This is a genomic window from Paenibacillus sp. N3/727 (assembly GCF_022637315.1).
In the GTDB taxonomy this organism is placed as follows: domain Bacteria; phylum Bacillota; class Bacilli; order Paenibacillales; family Paenibacillaceae; genus Paenibacillus_AQ; species Paenibacillus_AQ uliginis.
Map to the genome: position 1 here is coordinate 758,070 of NZ_CP093336.1, position 15,330 is coordinate 773,399.

Annotated in this window: 17 protein-coding genes and 1 riboswitch; of the genes, 12 read left to right on the plus strand and 5 right to left on the minus strand. The window is 47.1% G+C overall.

All coding sequences use genetic code 11. The features are described 5' to 3' along the window. The first annotated feature begins 83 nt into the window (after positions 1–83). From MNQ98_RS03440 to MNQ98_RS03460, 5 genes are all read left to right on the plus strand, one after another. A complete protein-coding gene (locus tag MNQ98_RS03440) occupies positions 84–920 on the plus strand; it encodes a TrmB family transcriptional regulator (RefSeq protein WP_241931928.1) in 837 nt (278 codons plus the stop codon). 406 nt (positions 921–1,326) lie between these two features. Continuing rightward, on the plus strand, positions 1,327–1,632 hold the full coding sequence (locus MNQ98_RS03445) for a hypothetical protein (RefSeq protein ID WP_241931929.1): 306 nt from the start codon (positions 1,327–1,329) through the stop codon (positions 1,630–1,632). A gap of 83 nt (positions 1,633–1,715) precedes the next feature. Further along, positions 1,716–2,816 (plus strand): metallophosphoesterase, encoded by a 1,101-nt coding sequence (locus tag MNQ98_RS03450; RefSeq protein WP_241931930.1) that lies wholly within the window; start codon positions 1,716–1,718, stop codon positions 2,814–2,816. Between the two features lie 105 nt (positions 2,817–2,921). Next, a riboswitch (purine riboswitch) is annotated at positions 2,922–3,021 on the plus strand. Between the two features lie 154 nt (positions 3,022–3,175). Next, the gene (locus MNQ98_RS03455; protein WP_208915955.1) at positions 3,176–3,745 is read left to right on the plus strand and encodes a xanthine phosphoribosyltransferase; all 570 of its coding nucleotides are present in this window, start codon (positions 3,176–3,178) and stop codon (positions 3,743–3,745) included. Positions 3,746–3,783: 38 nt separating this feature from the next. Next, complete coding sequence (locus MNQ98_RS03460) at positions 3,784–5,145, plus strand: nucleobase:cation symporter-2 family protein (RefSeq protein ID WP_241931931.1); 1,362 nt, start codon at positions 3,784–3,786, stop codon at positions 5,143–5,145. Positions 5,146–5,186: 41 nt separating this feature from the next. Here MNQ98_RS03460 and MNQ98_RS03465 read toward each other — a convergent pair whose 3' ends face one another. The 5 genes from MNQ98_RS03465 to MNQ98_RS03480 form a co-directional block, all read right to left on the minus strand. Then, on the minus strand, positions 5,187–5,525 hold the full coding sequence (locus MNQ98_RS03465; RefSeq protein WP_241931932.1) for a DUF4870 domain-containing protein: 339 nt from the start codon (positions 5,523–5,525) through the stop codon (positions 5,187–5,189). Between the two features lie 152 nt (positions 5,526–5,677). After that, a complete protein-coding gene (locus MNQ98_RS29590) occupies positions 5,678–5,803 on the minus strand; it encodes a hypothetical protein (protein ID WP_277883723.1) in 126 nt (41 codons plus the stop codon). Positions 5,804–5,835: 32 nt separating this feature from the next. Further along, positions 5,836–6,126, minus strand: coding sequence for a transposase (locus tag MNQ98_RS03470; protein WP_241931933.1), 291 nt, complete (start codon positions 6,124–6,126; stop codon positions 5,836–5,838). A gap of 77 nt (positions 6,127–6,203) precedes the next feature. Then, complete coding sequence (locus tag MNQ98_RS03475; protein WP_241931934.1) at positions 6,204–7,349, minus strand: MGDG synthase family glycosyltransferase; 1,146 nt, start codon at positions 7,347–7,349, stop codon at positions 6,204–6,206. A 75-nt stretch (positions 7,350–7,424) separates the two neighbouring features. Further along, positions 7,425–8,444 carry a serine hydrolase domain-containing protein gene (locus tag MNQ98_RS03480; RefSeq protein WP_241931935.1) on the minus strand — a complete coding sequence of 340 codons (1,020 nt, stop codon included), beginning with the start codon at positions 8,442–8,444 and terminating at the stop codon, positions 7,425–7,427. A 337-nt stretch (positions 8,445–8,781) separates the two neighbouring features. Between MNQ98_RS03480 and MNQ98_RS03485 the strand changes: the two genes are divergently transcribed. The 7 genes from MNQ98_RS03485 (at position 8,782) to ctaG (ending at position 15,310) form a co-directional block, all read left to right on the plus strand. Then, positions 8,782–8,970: a hypothetical protein gene (locus MNQ98_RS03485; protein ID WP_208915949.1), complete on the plus strand. Its 189-nt coding sequence runs from the start codon at positions 8,782–8,784 to the stop codon at positions 8,968–8,970. A 191-nt stretch (positions 8,971–9,161) separates the two neighbouring features. After that, the gene (map, locus tag MNQ98_RS03490; RefSeq protein WP_241931936.1) at positions 9,162–9,911 is read left to right on the plus strand and encodes a type I methionyl aminopeptidase; all 750 of its coding nucleotides are present in this window, start codon (positions 9,162–9,164) and stop codon (positions 9,909–9,911) included. A gap of 365 nt (positions 9,912–10,276) precedes the next feature. Further along, positions 10,277–11,326, plus strand: a complete 1,050-nt coding sequence (coxB, locus tag MNQ98_RS03495; RefSeq protein ID WP_241931937.1) for a cytochrome c oxidase subunit II — start codon at positions 10,277–10,279, stop codon at positions 11,324–11,326. A 77-nt stretch (positions 11,327–11,403) separates the two neighbouring features. Then, entirely contained in the window at positions 11,404–13,251 is a 1,848-nt protein-coding gene (ctaD, locus tag MNQ98_RS03500; protein WP_241933834.1) for a cytochrome c oxidase subunit I, read from the plus strand. Further along, entirely contained in the window at positions 13,248–13,874 is a 627-nt protein-coding gene (locus MNQ98_RS03505) for a cytochrome (ubi)quinol oxidase subunit III (protein ID WP_241931938.1), read from the plus strand. Before ctaD ends, MNQ98_RS03505 begins: the two co-directional genes overlap by 4 nt. A 3-nt stretch (positions 13,875–13,877) precedes the next feature. Continuing rightward, the gene (locus MNQ98_RS03510) at positions 13,878–14,201 is read left to right on the plus strand and encodes a cytochrome C oxidase subunit IV family protein (RefSeq protein WP_208915945.1); all 324 of its coding nucleotides are present in this window, start codon (positions 13,878–13,880) and stop codon (positions 14,199–14,201) included. A 200-nt stretch (positions 14,202–14,401) separates the two neighbouring features. After that, a complete protein-coding gene (ctaG, locus tag MNQ98_RS03515) occupies positions 14,402–15,310 on the plus strand; it encodes a cytochrome c oxidase assembly factor CtaG (protein WP_241931939.1) in 909 nt (302 codons plus the stop codon). Positions 15,311–15,330 lie beyond the last annotated feature (20 nt).

The window sequence follows — 15,330 nt, forward strand, 5'->3', positions numbered from 1 at the left end:
CATCGCAGCAGAAGCCAGATTGCGCGAGGATCGAGGGACAAGTGGACGATGGTTCGTTCAGGCAGCTTTGGGAGGACAGGAAAATGGAACAGTTACTGAATCATTTGCGCAACTTGGGATTTACAGAGATTGAATCAAAAATTATGGTTGACCTTGCCGAACACGGTCCAGCTGGAGGATATGAGGTCGCGAAGCGTCTGGGCGCTTCACGCTCTAATGTGTATGCTGCCATGCAGCGGCTGGAGCGTCAAGGTGCGCTGCAGCGGGGAAGCGGGGAGCCGGTTCGCTACAAGACACTGAAGCCGGAGGAGCTAACCCGGATGATATCGGGCAGGGTGGAAGCTTCACTCGCCTTTGTGGAGAAAAGTCTACCGAGACAAGATGGAAATGAGGCTCCTTTTCTGAGTGTGGAGGGCGATAAGGCAGTACTTGAGCAAGTTACACGTAAACTGGCGCAGGCTGAAACTGAAATTGTGGTTGACGTGTGGCGGGAAGAAGCAACACTGCTGCGCGAGGAGCTTGAGGCTGCAGAGAACCGGGGCGTTCGGGTGCTCTGGGCCTGCGATGGCCCTGATAACGGTCTCGCTCGTACATTGGCTTGGACCGGCTGGAAGGGAATTGAGGAGCGTAAACAGGGCGGACGCAAATTCTCTTTTGTTATCGATAGGGAATGGTGTATGCTCGGCATGCGTGGAGGAGAAATGGAAACCCAAGCTGTCGTTACCGCACATCCAGTTATGGCGGAGCTGCTGCTGCACCATTTCTCACAGGAAATGGTTCTGTTCGAGCTTGAGCAGGATATGGGGCGGCAGCTGGAGAACACATACGGCCCGCATTACGGCCGCATCCAAAGAAAGTACATTGCCTCGGAAGGTGATACGACAGAAGAACCTGCGAGTGAAGGGGAAGAGGTCGTGTAAGAAACAGGCTTCATTTGATTCTTTATGAAGTTAACTTTATTATTACTTTAAGAGGTTGTTCAAAAAGTCCGCTTTTGATCACGAAGTGAATCAGGAAGTGGGCTCGGCATCGAATCTTGAATTCAGCCGGTCCTTCCGGTGCTCACGTACCCAAAACGTACGCTCCGCTCCTCAGTCCCTAGCTTCATTCAACCTTCTCGGTGCTGAAAACCGACCTTTTTGAACACGCACTTTAAGTAGAAAAAATGGATATACTGGACAGACTAGCAGTGGGATGGCGCCGGGAGACTATCCCGGCTTTTACTGTTTTAAGTAGGTGTTTCCCGAAAATACATACATGAAGGCTGTCCCGAATGAATTGCGTAGCAGATCGGCGGGATATGCCACTGGAGAGGAGATGTTGGGAATGGAATGTATCGTTCACTTTACAGTCATGAATGAGGAGGGCCCCAAAAAACTTCGGGGGCTGATCTTTGTAGATAAAGGAAAGCTGCCCGATAGCAGCCAGATCCTGGAGATGTTTCACGATATGGAGTATAAGGTGGCCCAGGATACCGATGACGAGCTGGTATTCAGGCCGGTAGACGCGGGTGAGAAGTACAAATACATCCGGGTCAACGAGCTTGATATGGGGAAGGACAAGTATACGGAGGACCGAAATCTCAAATCGATTGTGAACAATCTGCTCCCGAAAGGGCCGACCGGTTTATAGTTTAGGGTAGATTCTCCTTCTGTTGCATAGGCGGGGATATGGAAAATCCTCCTGATATAATGAATGCACGGAAGGGGATGGCGATGTTTATTGTTATAGGGATTGTAACGCTCTTGATTTACGGTTTGCTGGTCTATTATATCGGCCGGAGCATATGGAAGTGGATGAGTCCGGGGTCTTCCAGGCTGCTTAAAATTTTGTACATCGTGGTACTGACTGTTGTATCGACATCTTTCATTTCTGGGCGGTTCTTCGGCAACATCACTGTACTGAATATTATTGGATCCTACTGGATGGCTATATTTTACGTATTGATCATCCTTCTCCCGCTGATGCATGTTAGTCTATGGCTGTTGCGATTGACGTCATTGCGCCGACATTACATGGAGAAAATCGCAGGATATGCCGTGTTGGTGCTAATGCTAGCTTTGATCGGGTATGGAACTTTTAACGCCTATAGTCCGACAGTCCGGTCATATGACATCAACATAGCCAAGGGAGCTGGCTCACTGGAACAGTTGGATATCGTGATGGCTTCCGATATGCATTTTGGTTTGCTCTCAGGTAAAGATCATGCAGAGCGAATGGTGAAGGAAATCAATGCCTTGAAGCCTGATATAGTATTATTTCCCGGTGACATTATTGATGATGATATGGCCGCCTATTTACGTCAGGGGATTAATGAAATATTAACCGAAATTCAGGCACCATATGGTGTGTATGCATCTCTTGGCAATCATGACCGTTTCGAAGGGGAAATTACGGAATTGATCAGTGTCCTTGAGAATAGTGGAATGACCGTACTTTATGATGAGACGTTAACTGTAGGTGATCTTACTTTGGTAGGAAGACGGGACAAGCAGGATAAAGATAGAGCTGAGCTATCCTCTATCGTGCAAAATGCCGATTTGACCAAACCGGTTATTCTGTTGGATCATCAACCGAATGCGTTGGACGAGGCAGAACAGCAGGGCGTTGATCTGGTCGTTTCTGGTCATACCCATCGCGGACAGGTGTTTCCCGCACATTTGATCACGCAAGCTTTGTTTGAGAACGACTGGGGATATTTGCAAAAGGGAAATCTCCATTCTGTTGTTTCCTCAGGGTATGGATTCTGGGGACCTCCAATTCGGCTAGGCTCACGTTCCGAGATTGTGCAGATTCATGTTACTTTTCATGAATAGCGATGTATGAATACGGCCACCTGAGGGTGGATAATAAATTTCCGAAAATTTTCACTTTATTTTTTCATAGAGAATGAGGTATACTTCATTCATTCACGAAATGTAATTTTCATAGTGTACGTTTCTCGTATATGTGTAGGAATTGGCCTGCACGTCTCTACCCGATCACCGGAATGATTGGACTACGGGATGATAACAATTCGTTGATTTGCCCAGACCATGCTATATGGTGACGGTAAATTTATGAGTTGTTGTTCAAGCCCGCTTGTTCCGTATACCGGTCGTTTCGGTAACGAGACAAGTGGGCTTTTTTGCATTGCGGTGATAAAGCGAACATACAAACAATGAGGAGGGGCATCATGCAATTGCTGCAAAACAAAGTCCGGGAGGAAGGAATTGTACTAAATGGACAAGTCTTAAAAGTTGACTCATTCCTGAATCACCAGATGGATCCGGTGCTGATGAAAGAGGTTGGACGGGAATTTACACGCTTGTTTCAAGGGGAAAACATTACACGGGTGCTGACGATTGAATCGTCCGGTATTGCGCCTGGTATTATGACCGCTTTGGAGCTGGAGGTACCGCTGATCTTTGCCCGGAAGCAGAAATCGCTGACCCTCCGTGAGGATATTTATGTGGAGAAGGTGTACTCCTTCACGAAGCAGGAGAGCAATGAAATTACCGTTTCGAAAAAATTTATTCATCCTGGCGACCGGGTGCTCATTATTGATGATTTCCTTGCCAACGGTGAGGCTGCATTCGGTCTTGCCCGTATCGTGGAGCAGGCTGGTGCTGAAGTGGCAGGGATCGGCATTGTGATTGAAAAAGCATTTCAGCCTGGCGGCAGGCTGCTGGCGGAAGCGGGTTACCGTGTAGAATCTCTGGTTCGTATTGCGGCATTGGACAACGGCGTCGTTACATTCGCGTAAAACAATAAATCCAAATTATCAGGAGGCTTTCAATTTCCATGGAAGAACAGAGGTTGTCCGCAGAGGAACCGATTTTTGATAAACGTCGTCATCCAGCCAAAACTTTGTCACTGGGTATCCAACATGTTCTTGCAATGTATGCTGGCGCGATTATTGTACCGCTGATTGTAGGCAATGCTCTTGATCTGACGACGGAACAGCTGACTTATCTCATTGCGATCGATTTGTTGGCTTGTGGGGTTGCGACCTTGTTGCAGGTGTTCGGCAACAAATATTTCGGCATTGGACTCCCTGTAATGCTCGGTTGTGCCTTCCAAGCTGTAGGTCCGATGATTATTATCGGTTCGGAGCATGGCATGTCGGTTATTTACGGTTCCATTATCGCTTCCGGTTTATTCGTGGTTCTGTTCTCGGGATTATTCGGTAAGCTGATCACCGTGTTTCCTCCAGTCGTCACCGGTTCGGTGGTCACGATTATCGGTTTAACACTCATTCCGGTGGCGCTTAATGACCTTGCTGGTGGTCAGGGCAGCGATGATTTTGGAAGCCCGCTTAATTTGGCGCTTGGCTTTGGTGTTCTCCTATTCATTATCTTAATGAATCGTTTCTCAACAGGCTTCCTGCGTTCCATATCTGTATTGCTCGGCCTGATTCTCGGAACATTGGCAGCAGCGGCTTTCGGTGGGTTGAATCTGATACCGCTGCAGGAAGCGGGCTGGTTCCGTGCACCGCAGCCATTTTATTTCGGGACGCCGGAGTTTAAGCTGACTCCAATCCTGACGATGATTCTCGTGGCCATTGTCAGTGTTGCCGAATCTACAGGTGTATTTATGGCCCTCGGCAAAATTGTCGGCAAAGATGTTAATTCAAAGGACTTGTCCCGCGGTTATCGTGCGGAGGGAATTGCCATCGTTATTGGCGGTATATTCAACTCGTTTCCTTATACAACATACTCTCAGAATGTCGGGCTTGTACAGATGAGCCGTATCAAAACCCGCGACGTGATCGTTGTGGCCGGCAGTCTGCTCATTCTGATCGGATTCGTACCGAAGATTGCTGCCTTGACGCAGCTTGTACCGTCGTCTGTACTGGGAGGCGCGATGGTTGCTCTGTTCGGTATGGTTGTTTCTTCAGGTATCCGTATGCTCGGTGACCAGGTTGACCTGAACCGTCATGAGAATCTGTTCATCATTGCCTGCTCCGTAGGTATAGGGCTGGGCGTGACGACAGTGCCGAACTTGTTCGCGCAGCTACCGGACTGGATCCGCATTTTGGCTGACAACGGCATTGTAGCCGGAAGCTTGACTGCAATCATTCTCAACCTGTTGTTTAACGGATTGAAACAGAATAAGGCTGTGTCCCTCCAGACAGGAGAGACGGCAGAAGGGCATGCCGCGTAAGCGGATGCCCTTTTTTTGCCGGGGCTATTTCGCATTAATCACTACATCCGCTGAATCTGCTTCTCCGCAAAGTGTCCAATCCAAGGCAGTTTAAACCATCTGCCTTGAATCGAATGGAACATTAGTACGAGCCACAGTAGGACACCGATCAGAACGAGAAGAGCGGAGGCCAGCATACCGATAATTGGAACGGCACCGGAGAGCACGTGAGCCAGCGCCAGACACCCGAACGTCAGCAAAGACTGTAGCGCATGGAACATGACGTATCGGCTTCTCTTTTCCAGGGCAAGAAAAAAGATCCCGCCAACCATCGGGAATAAGTAACACAGGGTGGCAGCCAGGTTCTCCGGAATTCCTGTGGACGATTTGAATGGAGACATAAAACCAACTCCTTGTCTTTAGGGCAAGCTAATATACAATATGAGCGCCTTGGACAAAGTATGTGCCTGCCCTGCAATAAAGATGGCACATAAATAAGAAGCAGATCGACTTTCACGCTTAAGGGCGCTTAGATCTGCTTCTTTATTTTGGTTTATTTCATCTGGAGATAGAGCAAATGATGGACGAGCGCATCCTGCTGCTCTTTTGTAAAGCCGATGCTTTCATCCACCCAGAATTCATGCCCTTGTATGAGAAGCATTAACCATCTTTGTTTCATATCTTATAGAATCTCTTCATGATGGCGAATCATTACGACCGGGGATCATTTATATCTGGATTGCTAGTGTATTTAGGTTCAACCTTCTCCTGTTTGCCATGCCCTTTTTCTTTAACAATCAATCGCTCGTCGGTGCGGCCGTCATGGTGATTCTCAAATTCAAATTCCGTCAGTTTCCATTCCGTTGATCCCATAATAGGGTCCGTAGGGAAATCTTCACCGCGTTTAAGACGCTCTTCACGCCCCCATTCGTTAGTGTACACACCGTCGACTTCAACCTCTTCACGAGAAACAGGAAGCATGCCTTTATCTTTACTGGACATTTCGGTACTCCTCTCAAGTTGTGTAATAAGATTCCTATGCATAACGTATCCAGAATAAAGGAGGAATATCCACAGACTTATACGCCCAGTAGCTCTGTATTCAGATGAAGTAGATTTTCAAACAGGTCGTCCACAATCTTTTCAGCGGCTTTAGGTTTATGGAGGGATTTCATTCGATTACGTGTCGCATTGACGGCTTCCGGATTTCGAACCAGATAGCATATCTGACGGACTAACTCCTCAGGCTCGTAAGAGATGGACGCAGCTCCTTTTCCTTCGAAATAGAGGGCATTACCGTGTTCCTGCCCGGGAACGGGGGAGTAGAGGAAGAGAGGAAGACTGCAAGCGATGCATTCGGAAAGGGTAATTCCTCCCGGCTTGGTGATAATGCAAGAGCTGTACTTCATAAGCACGAATATTTGATTGACGTAACCCAGTACATGAACATTCGAATGGTCTTTGAACAAGCTAGTCAGTCTCCGGCATAAAGCATCATTCCGGCCGCATACAATCACCAGTTCAAGATCCGGCTCCAGACTTAATTGTTTGCATATTTCGTCACAGTTCCTCATTGCACCGTAGGCTCCTCCCATAAGCAGCACTGTTTTGCGGTCAGGGTCTAAGGTCAAGCCATCTGGGAGTCCGCTTAGCTGCTCAGCAGGTTCATCAAACAATGGCATCAAGGGAATACCGCTTACGATAATTCGTTCGGAGCATATTCCTCGATCAATAGCTTCGCTCTTAAGGTCATCCGTAGCGACATAGTATCGGTCAACTCCAGGGTGCAGCCATCTTCCGTGCAGATCAAAATCGGTAATGATGGTTACATTACGCGGTGAATTGACGGCTTGACGTGCGAGCAGAGGAACTGCGGCTTGCGGGAATGTATGAATGATAAGGTCTGGTTTCTCATTCAATAAGTACTCCTTCAATTTCGTCATTCCCAGGCAGTGCAGCAGATTTCCTAGAGGGGAGTCTGATTGCATATGTTTAGTTTTATTGTAAATCCATCCGTATACCTGGGGAATGTTCTTGAAACATTGCATGTAAACAAATTTGTTGATCTCATACATCAGGGGATAAGCTTCGGCCATGAGATCAAGAAGGACTACATCGTTCATACCCCTTCGGCGCAATTCCGATTCGATGGCATGGGAGACCTGCAGATGCCCGTTTCCGTAACTGGCATAAAGAATCATAATGCGTGGTGAACCTTTACTCATGCCATATCCACCTTTCCCATTATTAGTACGTTAGATACTGATAGTATGGTTGGTTCAAGTGTTCTATATTAGAAGTCAATCCAGAATGGATTTCAAAATAAACTGTTCTAGCAGCATGCGCGGATTTTTCCAACGGCTGACATGGCTGTCTTGGGTAAAGACAATCACCGTGCCGAGTCCGGGGAACAGGTAAATTTGTTGTCCGCCGTGGCCGTGAGCTAAAGAGAAGGACTGACCGTCGATTTTCCCTGTCCACCACTGAAACCCGTAATCTCCAAAGGCGGGATAACCCTCAACCTGTGGAGCCAGCGCTTCCTTCAACCATTCCTTCGGTATGACTTGCTGCCCCTTCCATTTTCCTTCGTTCAGACAGCATTGCCCGAATTTGGCCATGTCCCGAGACGTAAGGTAAAGTCCGACATGGCCCATGCTGTGGCCTTCCGGACTCGGGGTCCAGGCGCAGTGGGTTATATCAAGGGGTGAGAATAACTGTTTTCCGGCATAAGTAAAAGCATCCATTCCGGTTGCTTCACTTAGGGCTACGGACAGAAGGTGGGAATCTGTACTGCGGTACTGGAATGTCCCCATCTTCTCCTCCTTAATTGGAAGAGACAGAGCAAAGGAAGCCCATTTCCGGTTACGGTGAAACCGATGAATGAGAGGCTCTCCAAGCTTCCTACCCGTCTGCCAAGCAAAGCCGGACGTCATGGTCAGCAGGTGCCTTAATGTTACCCGATGAAGGAGAGGGTGAGAACGCGAAGTGACGTAATGTTTAAGCATCGGAAGCAGCGATGTATCGATCGGCGGAAGTTTACCTTTTTGAACAGCTATGCCGAAGAGTATGGAAGTAAAGCTTTTGGTGGCTGAGCGAAGGTCGTTTAATGCACCCGCATGATGACCTCCGTAGTATCGTTCAAATATTAGCTTTCCTCCGCGTACCAGAAGAAAACTGCGCATCTTGGGGTAGCGGTGAATAATCGTCTGATGCACTTTTTCCAGAACTGCTGCTTTGCAGCCCATTTCTTCCGGGTTTCCAACAGGAAAGAGTGGAGCAGCAGCGGCTGGTGATGAAAGTGTGAATAACGATTGATCCATAAGCCAATTCTCCTTTCTGGTCAGCGTATATCATTAATAGGTACGTATCTAACGTTATCTTAACCAATTTCCGGGCCATCAACGGTTTGTATAAAAATAATGGTCCCAAAAAACATTTTTTGGGAAAGATGAAACAATTAGAGGAGTATGATACAATATAAGAATGATTCAGTTACATGCTTTTGTGGTATGTATAGTGTCAGATGCATTGGTAAGTTGCTGAATATATCAACCTATCACCGCCAGAACTGCAGTCAGCTACAATTTAACGAGGTAGATCTTTTCGGCATTCTCTTAAACGGAGTTATTATTTCCACGTTTTGGGAGGGGATTCATCATGGCAACGAAAGGTCACAATGAGGTTAAAGAAAGTCTGCGGGAAATGACACGTATTTTCCGGCCTAAGGATCCGAAAAAATTTGTAAAGGAGTATGTCCGGAAGTATCATATAATGGGAGGATATGAAGAAGAGCTTACACTCGTTGTAGAGAATGAGCTGGGAAGACTTGATTCTTCCGTATCGTAAGACTTCAACCCGCCTAAGAGAAGCCATTTGCATGTTTCATAACGTAAATTTCACATGTGATTAACTATTTTAAACCGTTTTTGGGGCAAATGCTCCAGAAACGGTTTTTTTGCGCGCCTTCACACATATATTGATATCGATACCCTCCTGTTTATGAAGCGTGGGTTATGCGGCAAAGGAGTGTGAAGGACATGAAAATTGTGATCAAGAGCCGGAAAGAAATAGAGTACATGAGGGAGGCTGGCCGGATTCTGGCCGCTTGTCATCGTGAAATAGCCAAGTGGGTTCAGCCAGGCGTCACAACGCTTGAGATCGATGCCAGTGTGGAGGAATATTTGAAGGGGGCCGGTGCTTCACCTGAACAAAAAGGCTACAAAGGATTTCCGTTTGCAACCTGTGCATCGGTAAATGATGTTGTATGCCATGGCTTTCCAGATCGCAGACCGCTGCAGGCAGGAGATGTAGTGACCATTGATATCGTAGTGAATAAGAATGGGTGGCTGGCCGACTCCGGCTGGACCTATGCTGTTTCGGAACCGGTACCAGCCGTGGCACGTCTGATGAAAGATACACAGAAAGCCCTTTATAAGGGGATAGAAATGGCTAAGATTGGTAACACTTTGGGAGATATAGGTCATATCATCGAGCAGGAAGCCTTAACTGGTGGCTACGGCCTTGTTAAGCCGCTGGTTGGACACGGTATAGGTAAGGTTATTCATGAACCGCCGGACGTACCCTGTTACGGCACGCCCGGTAAGGGCAGGAAGCTCAAAGAGGGCATGGTGATTACGATTGAGCCAGTGTTTACACTCGGGCCGTTTGGTGCTGTGCTTTGGGGTGATGACGGCTGGACTATTTCGACAGCTGACGGAACAGTAGGGGTTCAGTATGAACACACGATCGCGATTACGAGAGATGGCCCCTTCATCTTGACAGAATAAGGGAGGGAGGGGACCCTCTCTCTTATTTTTGTATGAACAAATGAGGTTTCAAAATATGCCTCCGTCCAAATATATACATATTATCTACTATGTTGGAAATTGTCGATGTCAAGATCAGAGAAAGGGGTGGTCATATGAATGAAAGATATGAAAACGGTTGCAAAATCAGATATAGCGCGACTTTGACAAATTTTCGAACAATTTGTGAACTCCCTGTGAATGATTGACAAAAGGTAGCCTTAAATTTATATTTAATAAGTGATTGCATTAATTGACAGGATTATTTCATCCGTGATATTGCAGGTAGATTACCGCTGTTTGCGCCGGATGGTAGTCTACGAAAATCGGAAAAGTGGGGTAGATCAATGATGAAACGGTGGCAGGCTGTAAAGCGTCTCCTTCCTTTGTTGGCCGTGTTTTCTTTGCTCTTGTCCGGCTGCGGCCGTGAGGACTTATCAGTATTAAGACCACAGGGTCCGGTAGCTGAAGGGCAATTGGATTTAATTAAGCTGTCGATATCGATTATGGTTGTCGTGGTTATTGTTGTATTTGCCATAGCGACGTATGTGCTGATTAAATTCCGCAGAAAACCGGATCAGAACGAGGTTCCGGAGCAAGTAGAAGGAAACTTCAAGCTAGAGATCATCTGGACGGCTATTCCGCTGCTCCTTGTACTCGTGCTTGCAATTCCTACTATTCAAAAGGTTTTTGCTTATGGAGAGAATGATTGGAACGACAAGGATGCAATTCAGGTAAAAGTTACAGGCCATCAGTTTTGGTGGGAGTTTGAGTATCCGCAGTACGGTGTGAAAACTGCACAGGAAATGCTCATACCTGTGGATAAGAAAATCGCTTTAGAGTTGAAAACGGCAGATGTGCTCCACTCTTTCTGGGTTCCATCGCTTGCGGGTAAAATGGATACGAATACAGAAGGAAGCGTCAACAATATGACGATTAGTACACCTAACGCAGGTACATACATCGGTAAGTGCGCCGAATTGTGCGGACCATCACATGGATTCATGGAATTCCGAGTGAAAGCGGTTGACCAAGCTTCGTTCGATCAATGGGTTGAAGCAACGAAAGCACCGGCTGTACTTCCAGAAGACACGCAGCTTGCTGAGAAGTTTAAGACAAATTGCCTCTCTTGCCACGCTGTGGGTGACCAAGGTGGATTTACGGGTCCTAACCTGACAGGTATGGGATCGCGTGAGACCGTAGCGGGTATCTTGCTGAATGATACGAACGGTGCAAAAGGCTCAAAACCGGCAAAAGACAACCTTGTGGAATGGCTTTCTGATCCACAGGCTGTTAAACCAGGCAACCTGATGCCTGCTCCGAAGGATCTCGGATTGAGTGATCAAGAGATCGAGCAGATTGCCGAATACTTGGCCAATTATAAATTGGAGTATTAATACAGCAAGAACTTTTAAAGGGGGTACCAAACTTGGCTCATGCTCATAGCCATAGCGTCAAGCGCTACACGGGGTTAATGGACTGGCTGACGACCGTTGACCACAAGAAAATCGCAATATTATACTTGGTGGCAGGCGGCCTGTTCTTCGGTATCGGCGGTATTGAGGCGATTCTCATTCGTTTGCAGCTGATTAAGCCGATGAACGATCTTATCTCGGCGCAAGTATTTAATGAATTGATTACAATGCACGGAACAACGATGATCTTTCTCGGCGTCATGCCTATTATCTTTTCGTTGATGAACGCGATTATTCCGCTTCAAATCGGTGCACGTGACGTCGCGTTTCCGTTTCTGAACTCGCTCGGATTTTGGACGTTCCTGTTCGGTGGACTTTTGCTGAACTTGAGCTGGGTTATGGGTGGAGCTCCGGATGCGGGCTGGACAGCATATACACCGTTATCCAGTACAGAATACAGTACAACTCGTGGGGTTGACTTCTATACCATCGGTCTGCAGATAGCAGGTCTCGGTACTTTGATCGGTGGTATCAATTTCCTGATAACCATCATTACGATGCGTGCTCCAGGGATGTCTTTCATGAGAATGCCGATGTTTACATGGACTTCATTTATTACATCAGCAATGATCCTGTTTGCTTTCCCGGCTGTAACGGTAGGTCTGGTTCTGCTGAGCTTTGACCGGATTTTAGGGGCTAACTTCTTCGATGTAGCAGCGGGTGGTAGTCCTGTACTCTGGCAGCATATTTTCTGGATCTTCGGCCATCCTGAAGTATATATCCTGATTCTGCCTGCCTTCGGTATCATATCCGAGGTTGTCCCGACATTCTCGCGTAAGCGCTTGTTCGGTTACAGCTCCATGGTGTTCGCGACGATTCTGATCGCCTTCCTGGGCTTCATGGTCTGGGCTCACCATATGTTCACGACAGGACTTGGTTCGGTAGCAAACGCACTGTTCTCGATCGCAACGATGCTGATTGCGGTACCTACCGGTATCAAAATCTTCAACTGGCTCTTTACGATGTGGGGTGGACAAATCCGTTTCACGAGTGCGAACTTGTTTGCTATCGGATTTATACCGACCTTTGTTATGGGCGGTGTAACGGGTGTCATGCTGGCTTCTGCACCTGCTGACTTCCAGTTCCATGATACGTATTTTGTCGTAGCCCATTTCCACTACGTTATTGTAGGCGGATTGGTCTTTGGACTGTTTTCCGGATTGCATTACTGGTGGCCGAAGATGTTCGGCTCCCTGTTGAACGAAGCTATTGGTAAATGGACGTTCTGGTTTTTCGCGATCGGATTCCACATGACATTCTTTGTACAACATTTCCTTGGTTTGCTCGGAATGCAGCGGCGGATCGTAAGTTATCTTCCGAATCAGAATTTCGACTTGATGAACTTCATCAGTACCATCGGAGCTATTCTGATGGGAGTCGGTGTTCTTCTCTTCCTGGGCAACATTTTCATTACAGCGCGCAAGCCAAAAAATGCTCCAGCCGATCCTTGGGAAGACGGACGTACGCTGGAATGGAGTATTCCATCTCCTCCTCCGGAGTATAACTTTAAGCAGATCCCGCTTGTACGTGGTCTCGATGCTTTCTGGAAAGAGAAAATGGCAGGTAGCAAACAGATGACTCCGGCTGAACCGGTTGGTCCGATCCATATGCCTTCACCAACCATTTTACCTTTCGTTATGTCGCTTGGTCTTTTCATTGCAGGTCTTGGTTTTATGTTTAGTACCGAAAAGTTCTCGAACTCCTTTATGAGTTTGATCTTCAATAATTACATTGTTCTGATTATCGGCCTTGTGATAACGTTCGGCTCTATGCTTGTTCGTTCTCTGTACGATGATCATGGTTATCACATTGAGCCTGAAGAACTGGAAGAGGAGGTAAAAGCATGACATCCGCACACGCAGAACCGGTAAACGGAGAACTTCCTCACGAGCCGGAAAAAGCGACCTTGGAAGGCCGTAATAAGATTATCGGAAACTGGCTCTTCCTTGGCGGAGAGGCTGTTCTCTTCGGCACATTGTTCGCAACGTTCCTGGCTTTACGAAATCAGAACAACGAGGGTCCAACAGCTAATGAATTGTTCTCGCTGCCGCTTACGGGAGTGGCAACATTCATCCTCCTACTCAGTAGCTTGACCAGTGTATTCGCCGTTCAGGCGATGCACAAACATAATGTGAAATCTCTTAGAATGTGGCTTATGGTTACCGTTGGCTTGGGTCTGGCGTTCCTGGGTATTGAGATTTATGAGTTCTATGAGTATGTCGTACACAAAAACTTCGGTATGACGACCAGCGCATTCTCTTCTGCATTCTTTACCTTGGTCGGCTTCCACGGCGCTCACGTGGCGTTCGGGGTAGTTTGGATTAGCGTACTGATCGGGCAGCTGTTTAAAAAAGGACTTACTGTAGTTACAGCACCAAAAATTTATGTGTCTGCTATCTACTGGCATTTTATTGACGTGGTATGGGTGTTCATTTTCTCGGTCGTATACCTACTTGGAAAGGTGGGCTAAGGGATGACTGCAGATCAACAGCAATCAGATCGTCACGCGGTTAAACATCGCCACAGACCGGAAGGTCCACAGAAACACATTATTGTGTTTATTTTCTCCATCGTGCTTACAGCAATCGCCTTTGCGGCGGTTGCTGCTGGTGATATAAACCCGGTGTTTACGGTGATCCTGCTACTGGTTATGGCGCTACTGCAGGTGTTCGTACAAATGGGTTACTGGATGCACATGAAGGATAAAGGCCATCTGATGCCTATCTTGTTTATGATCGGCGGATTTTTTGTAGCTAGTACAGCTATCGTCATGGCATTATTTTGGGTTTGGTGGTAAACTGAAAAAGAGGTGGGCTCTGCGCCACCTCTTTTTTTCAAAATTGCAAATTTGCATGAGACTCACGGTTTATACTGTGCTTGTGCTCCCTCAGAAACGGTTACTGTCCGCTGTATGGACGGCAAAACCGTTTCTGTTCTGTTAGAAGGGCTTTGTCACAATTTAGACAGAATTTTACCCGGTAAAGGGAGGTTTTGGGCATGCTGGGTTTAGAATATTTTAGTTTCGAGGCTAAATGGAGTCCCGTGTTTCTCGCATTCATGCTGCTGGTGACCGCAGGTTATTTCTTGCTGACAGGACCGCTCAGCAGTAGGTTCCAAAGCAGTGAGCCTGTATCAGCAGGAAGAAAAGTGCTTTTTGTCTCCGGTATGTTAGCGATGTATATGGCTCATGGTGGGCCCATTGACCTACTGGGACATACGATGTTTTCATTCCATATGGTTAGTATGGCGCTGTCCTATCTAATGGCTACGCCGCTGCTGATTCTCGGTACTCCGGTGTGGATGTGGCGTACGATAGAACGAAAAAATCCATTTAAGAAGCTCGGTTTCCTGACACGCCCGATTCTTGCCTCAGTCGTGTTCAACGGTTTGTTCTCGTTCTATCATATACCAGTTATCCATGACTTTGTTATGCTAAACTTCACGGTGCACCGGATCTATTATGTCATCTTGTTCATCAGCTCGTTTACGATGTGGTGGGCAATAATTCAGCCAATCCCTGAGAAGGACAAGAGTTCCGGTTTGTTGAAGATGGGATATATTTTCCTGAACATGGTACTTTTAACCCCGGCATGCGCATTAATTATATTCGCTCCTGAGCCTTTGTATGCAACGTACAGTGACCCTAATACATGGGCGAAAGCGATGGGTTACTGTGTGCCCGGAGATACATCATTTCTCCTGGAGCAGTTTGGCGGTCCAGCTTTCTTCGGGTATCTTGCACCTGAGATCGACCAGCGGGTAGGCGGAATTACTATGAAGTTTTTCCAGGAGATCATCTTTGCATCGATGCTGGCCTATGTATTCTTCCATTGGTACAAACGGGAAAATAAAGAGGATGATCCAATGCCGACAGAACCGCCTGCTAGTAAACTGAATCAAGCGTAATTTTATGGAGGAGGATATTC

Coding starts and splice junctions, on each gene's coding strand:
- MNQ98_RS03440 (WP_241931928.1), top strand. CDS start 84: ATGGAACAGTTACTGAATCATTTGCGCAACTTGGGATTTACAGAGATT.
- MNQ98_RS03445 (WP_241931929.1), top strand. CDS start 1,327: ATGGAATGTATCGTTCACTTTACAGTCATGAATGAGGAGGGCCCCAAA.
- MNQ98_RS03450 (WP_241931930.1), top strand. CDS start 1,716: ATGTTTATTGTTATAGGGATTGTAACGCTCTTGATTTACGGTTTGCTG.
- MNQ98_RS03455 (WP_208915955.1), top strand. CDS start 3,176: ATGCAATTGCTGCAAAACAAAGTCCGGGAGGAAGGAATTGTACTAAAT.
- MNQ98_RS03460 (WP_241931931.1), top strand. CDS start 3,784: ATGGAAGAACAGAGGTTGTCCGCAGAGGAACCGATTTTTGATAAACGT.
- MNQ98_RS03465 (WP_241931932.1), bottom strand. CDS start 5,525: ATGTCTCCATTCAAATCGTCCACAGGAATTCCGGAGAACCTGGCTGCC.
- MNQ98_RS29590 (WP_277883723.1), bottom strand. CDS start 5,803: ATGAAACAAAGATGGTTAATGCTTCTCATACAAGGGCATGAATTCTGG.
- MNQ98_RS03470 (WP_241931933.1), bottom strand. CDS start 6,126: ATGTCCAGTAAAGATAAAGGCATGCTTCCTGTTTCTCGTGAAGAGGTT.
- MNQ98_RS03475 (WP_241931934.1), bottom strand. CDS start 7,349: ATGAGTAAAGGTTCACCACGCATTATGATTCTTTATGCCAGTTACGGA.
- MNQ98_RS03480 (WP_241931935.1), bottom strand. CDS start 8,444: ATGGATCAATCGTTATTCACACTTTCATCACCAGCCGCTGCTGCTCCA.
- MNQ98_RS03485 (WP_208915949.1), top strand. CDS start 8,782: ATGGCAACGAAAGGTCACAATGAGGTTAAAGAAAGTCTGCGGGAAATG.
- map (WP_241931936.1), top strand. CDS start 9,162: ATGAAAATTGTGATCAAGAGCCGGAAAGAAATAGAGTACATGAGGGAG.
- coxB (WP_241931937.1), top strand. CDS start 10,277: ATGATGAAACGGTGGCAGGCTGTAAAGCGTCTCCTTCCTTTGTTGGCC.
- ctaD (WP_241933834.1), top strand. CDS start 11,404: ATGGACTGGCTGACGACCGTTGACCACAAGAAAATCGCAATATTATAC.
- MNQ98_RS03505 (WP_241931938.1), top strand. CDS start 13,248: ATGACATCCGCACACGCAGAACCGGTAAACGGAGAACTTCCTCACGAG.
- MNQ98_RS03510 (WP_208915945.1), top strand. CDS start 13,878: ATGACTGCAGATCAACAGCAATCAGATCGTCACGCGGTTAAACATCGC.
- ctaG (WP_241931939.1), top strand. CDS start 14,402: ATGCTGGGTTTAGAATATTTTAGTTTCGAGGCTAAATGGAGTCCCGTG.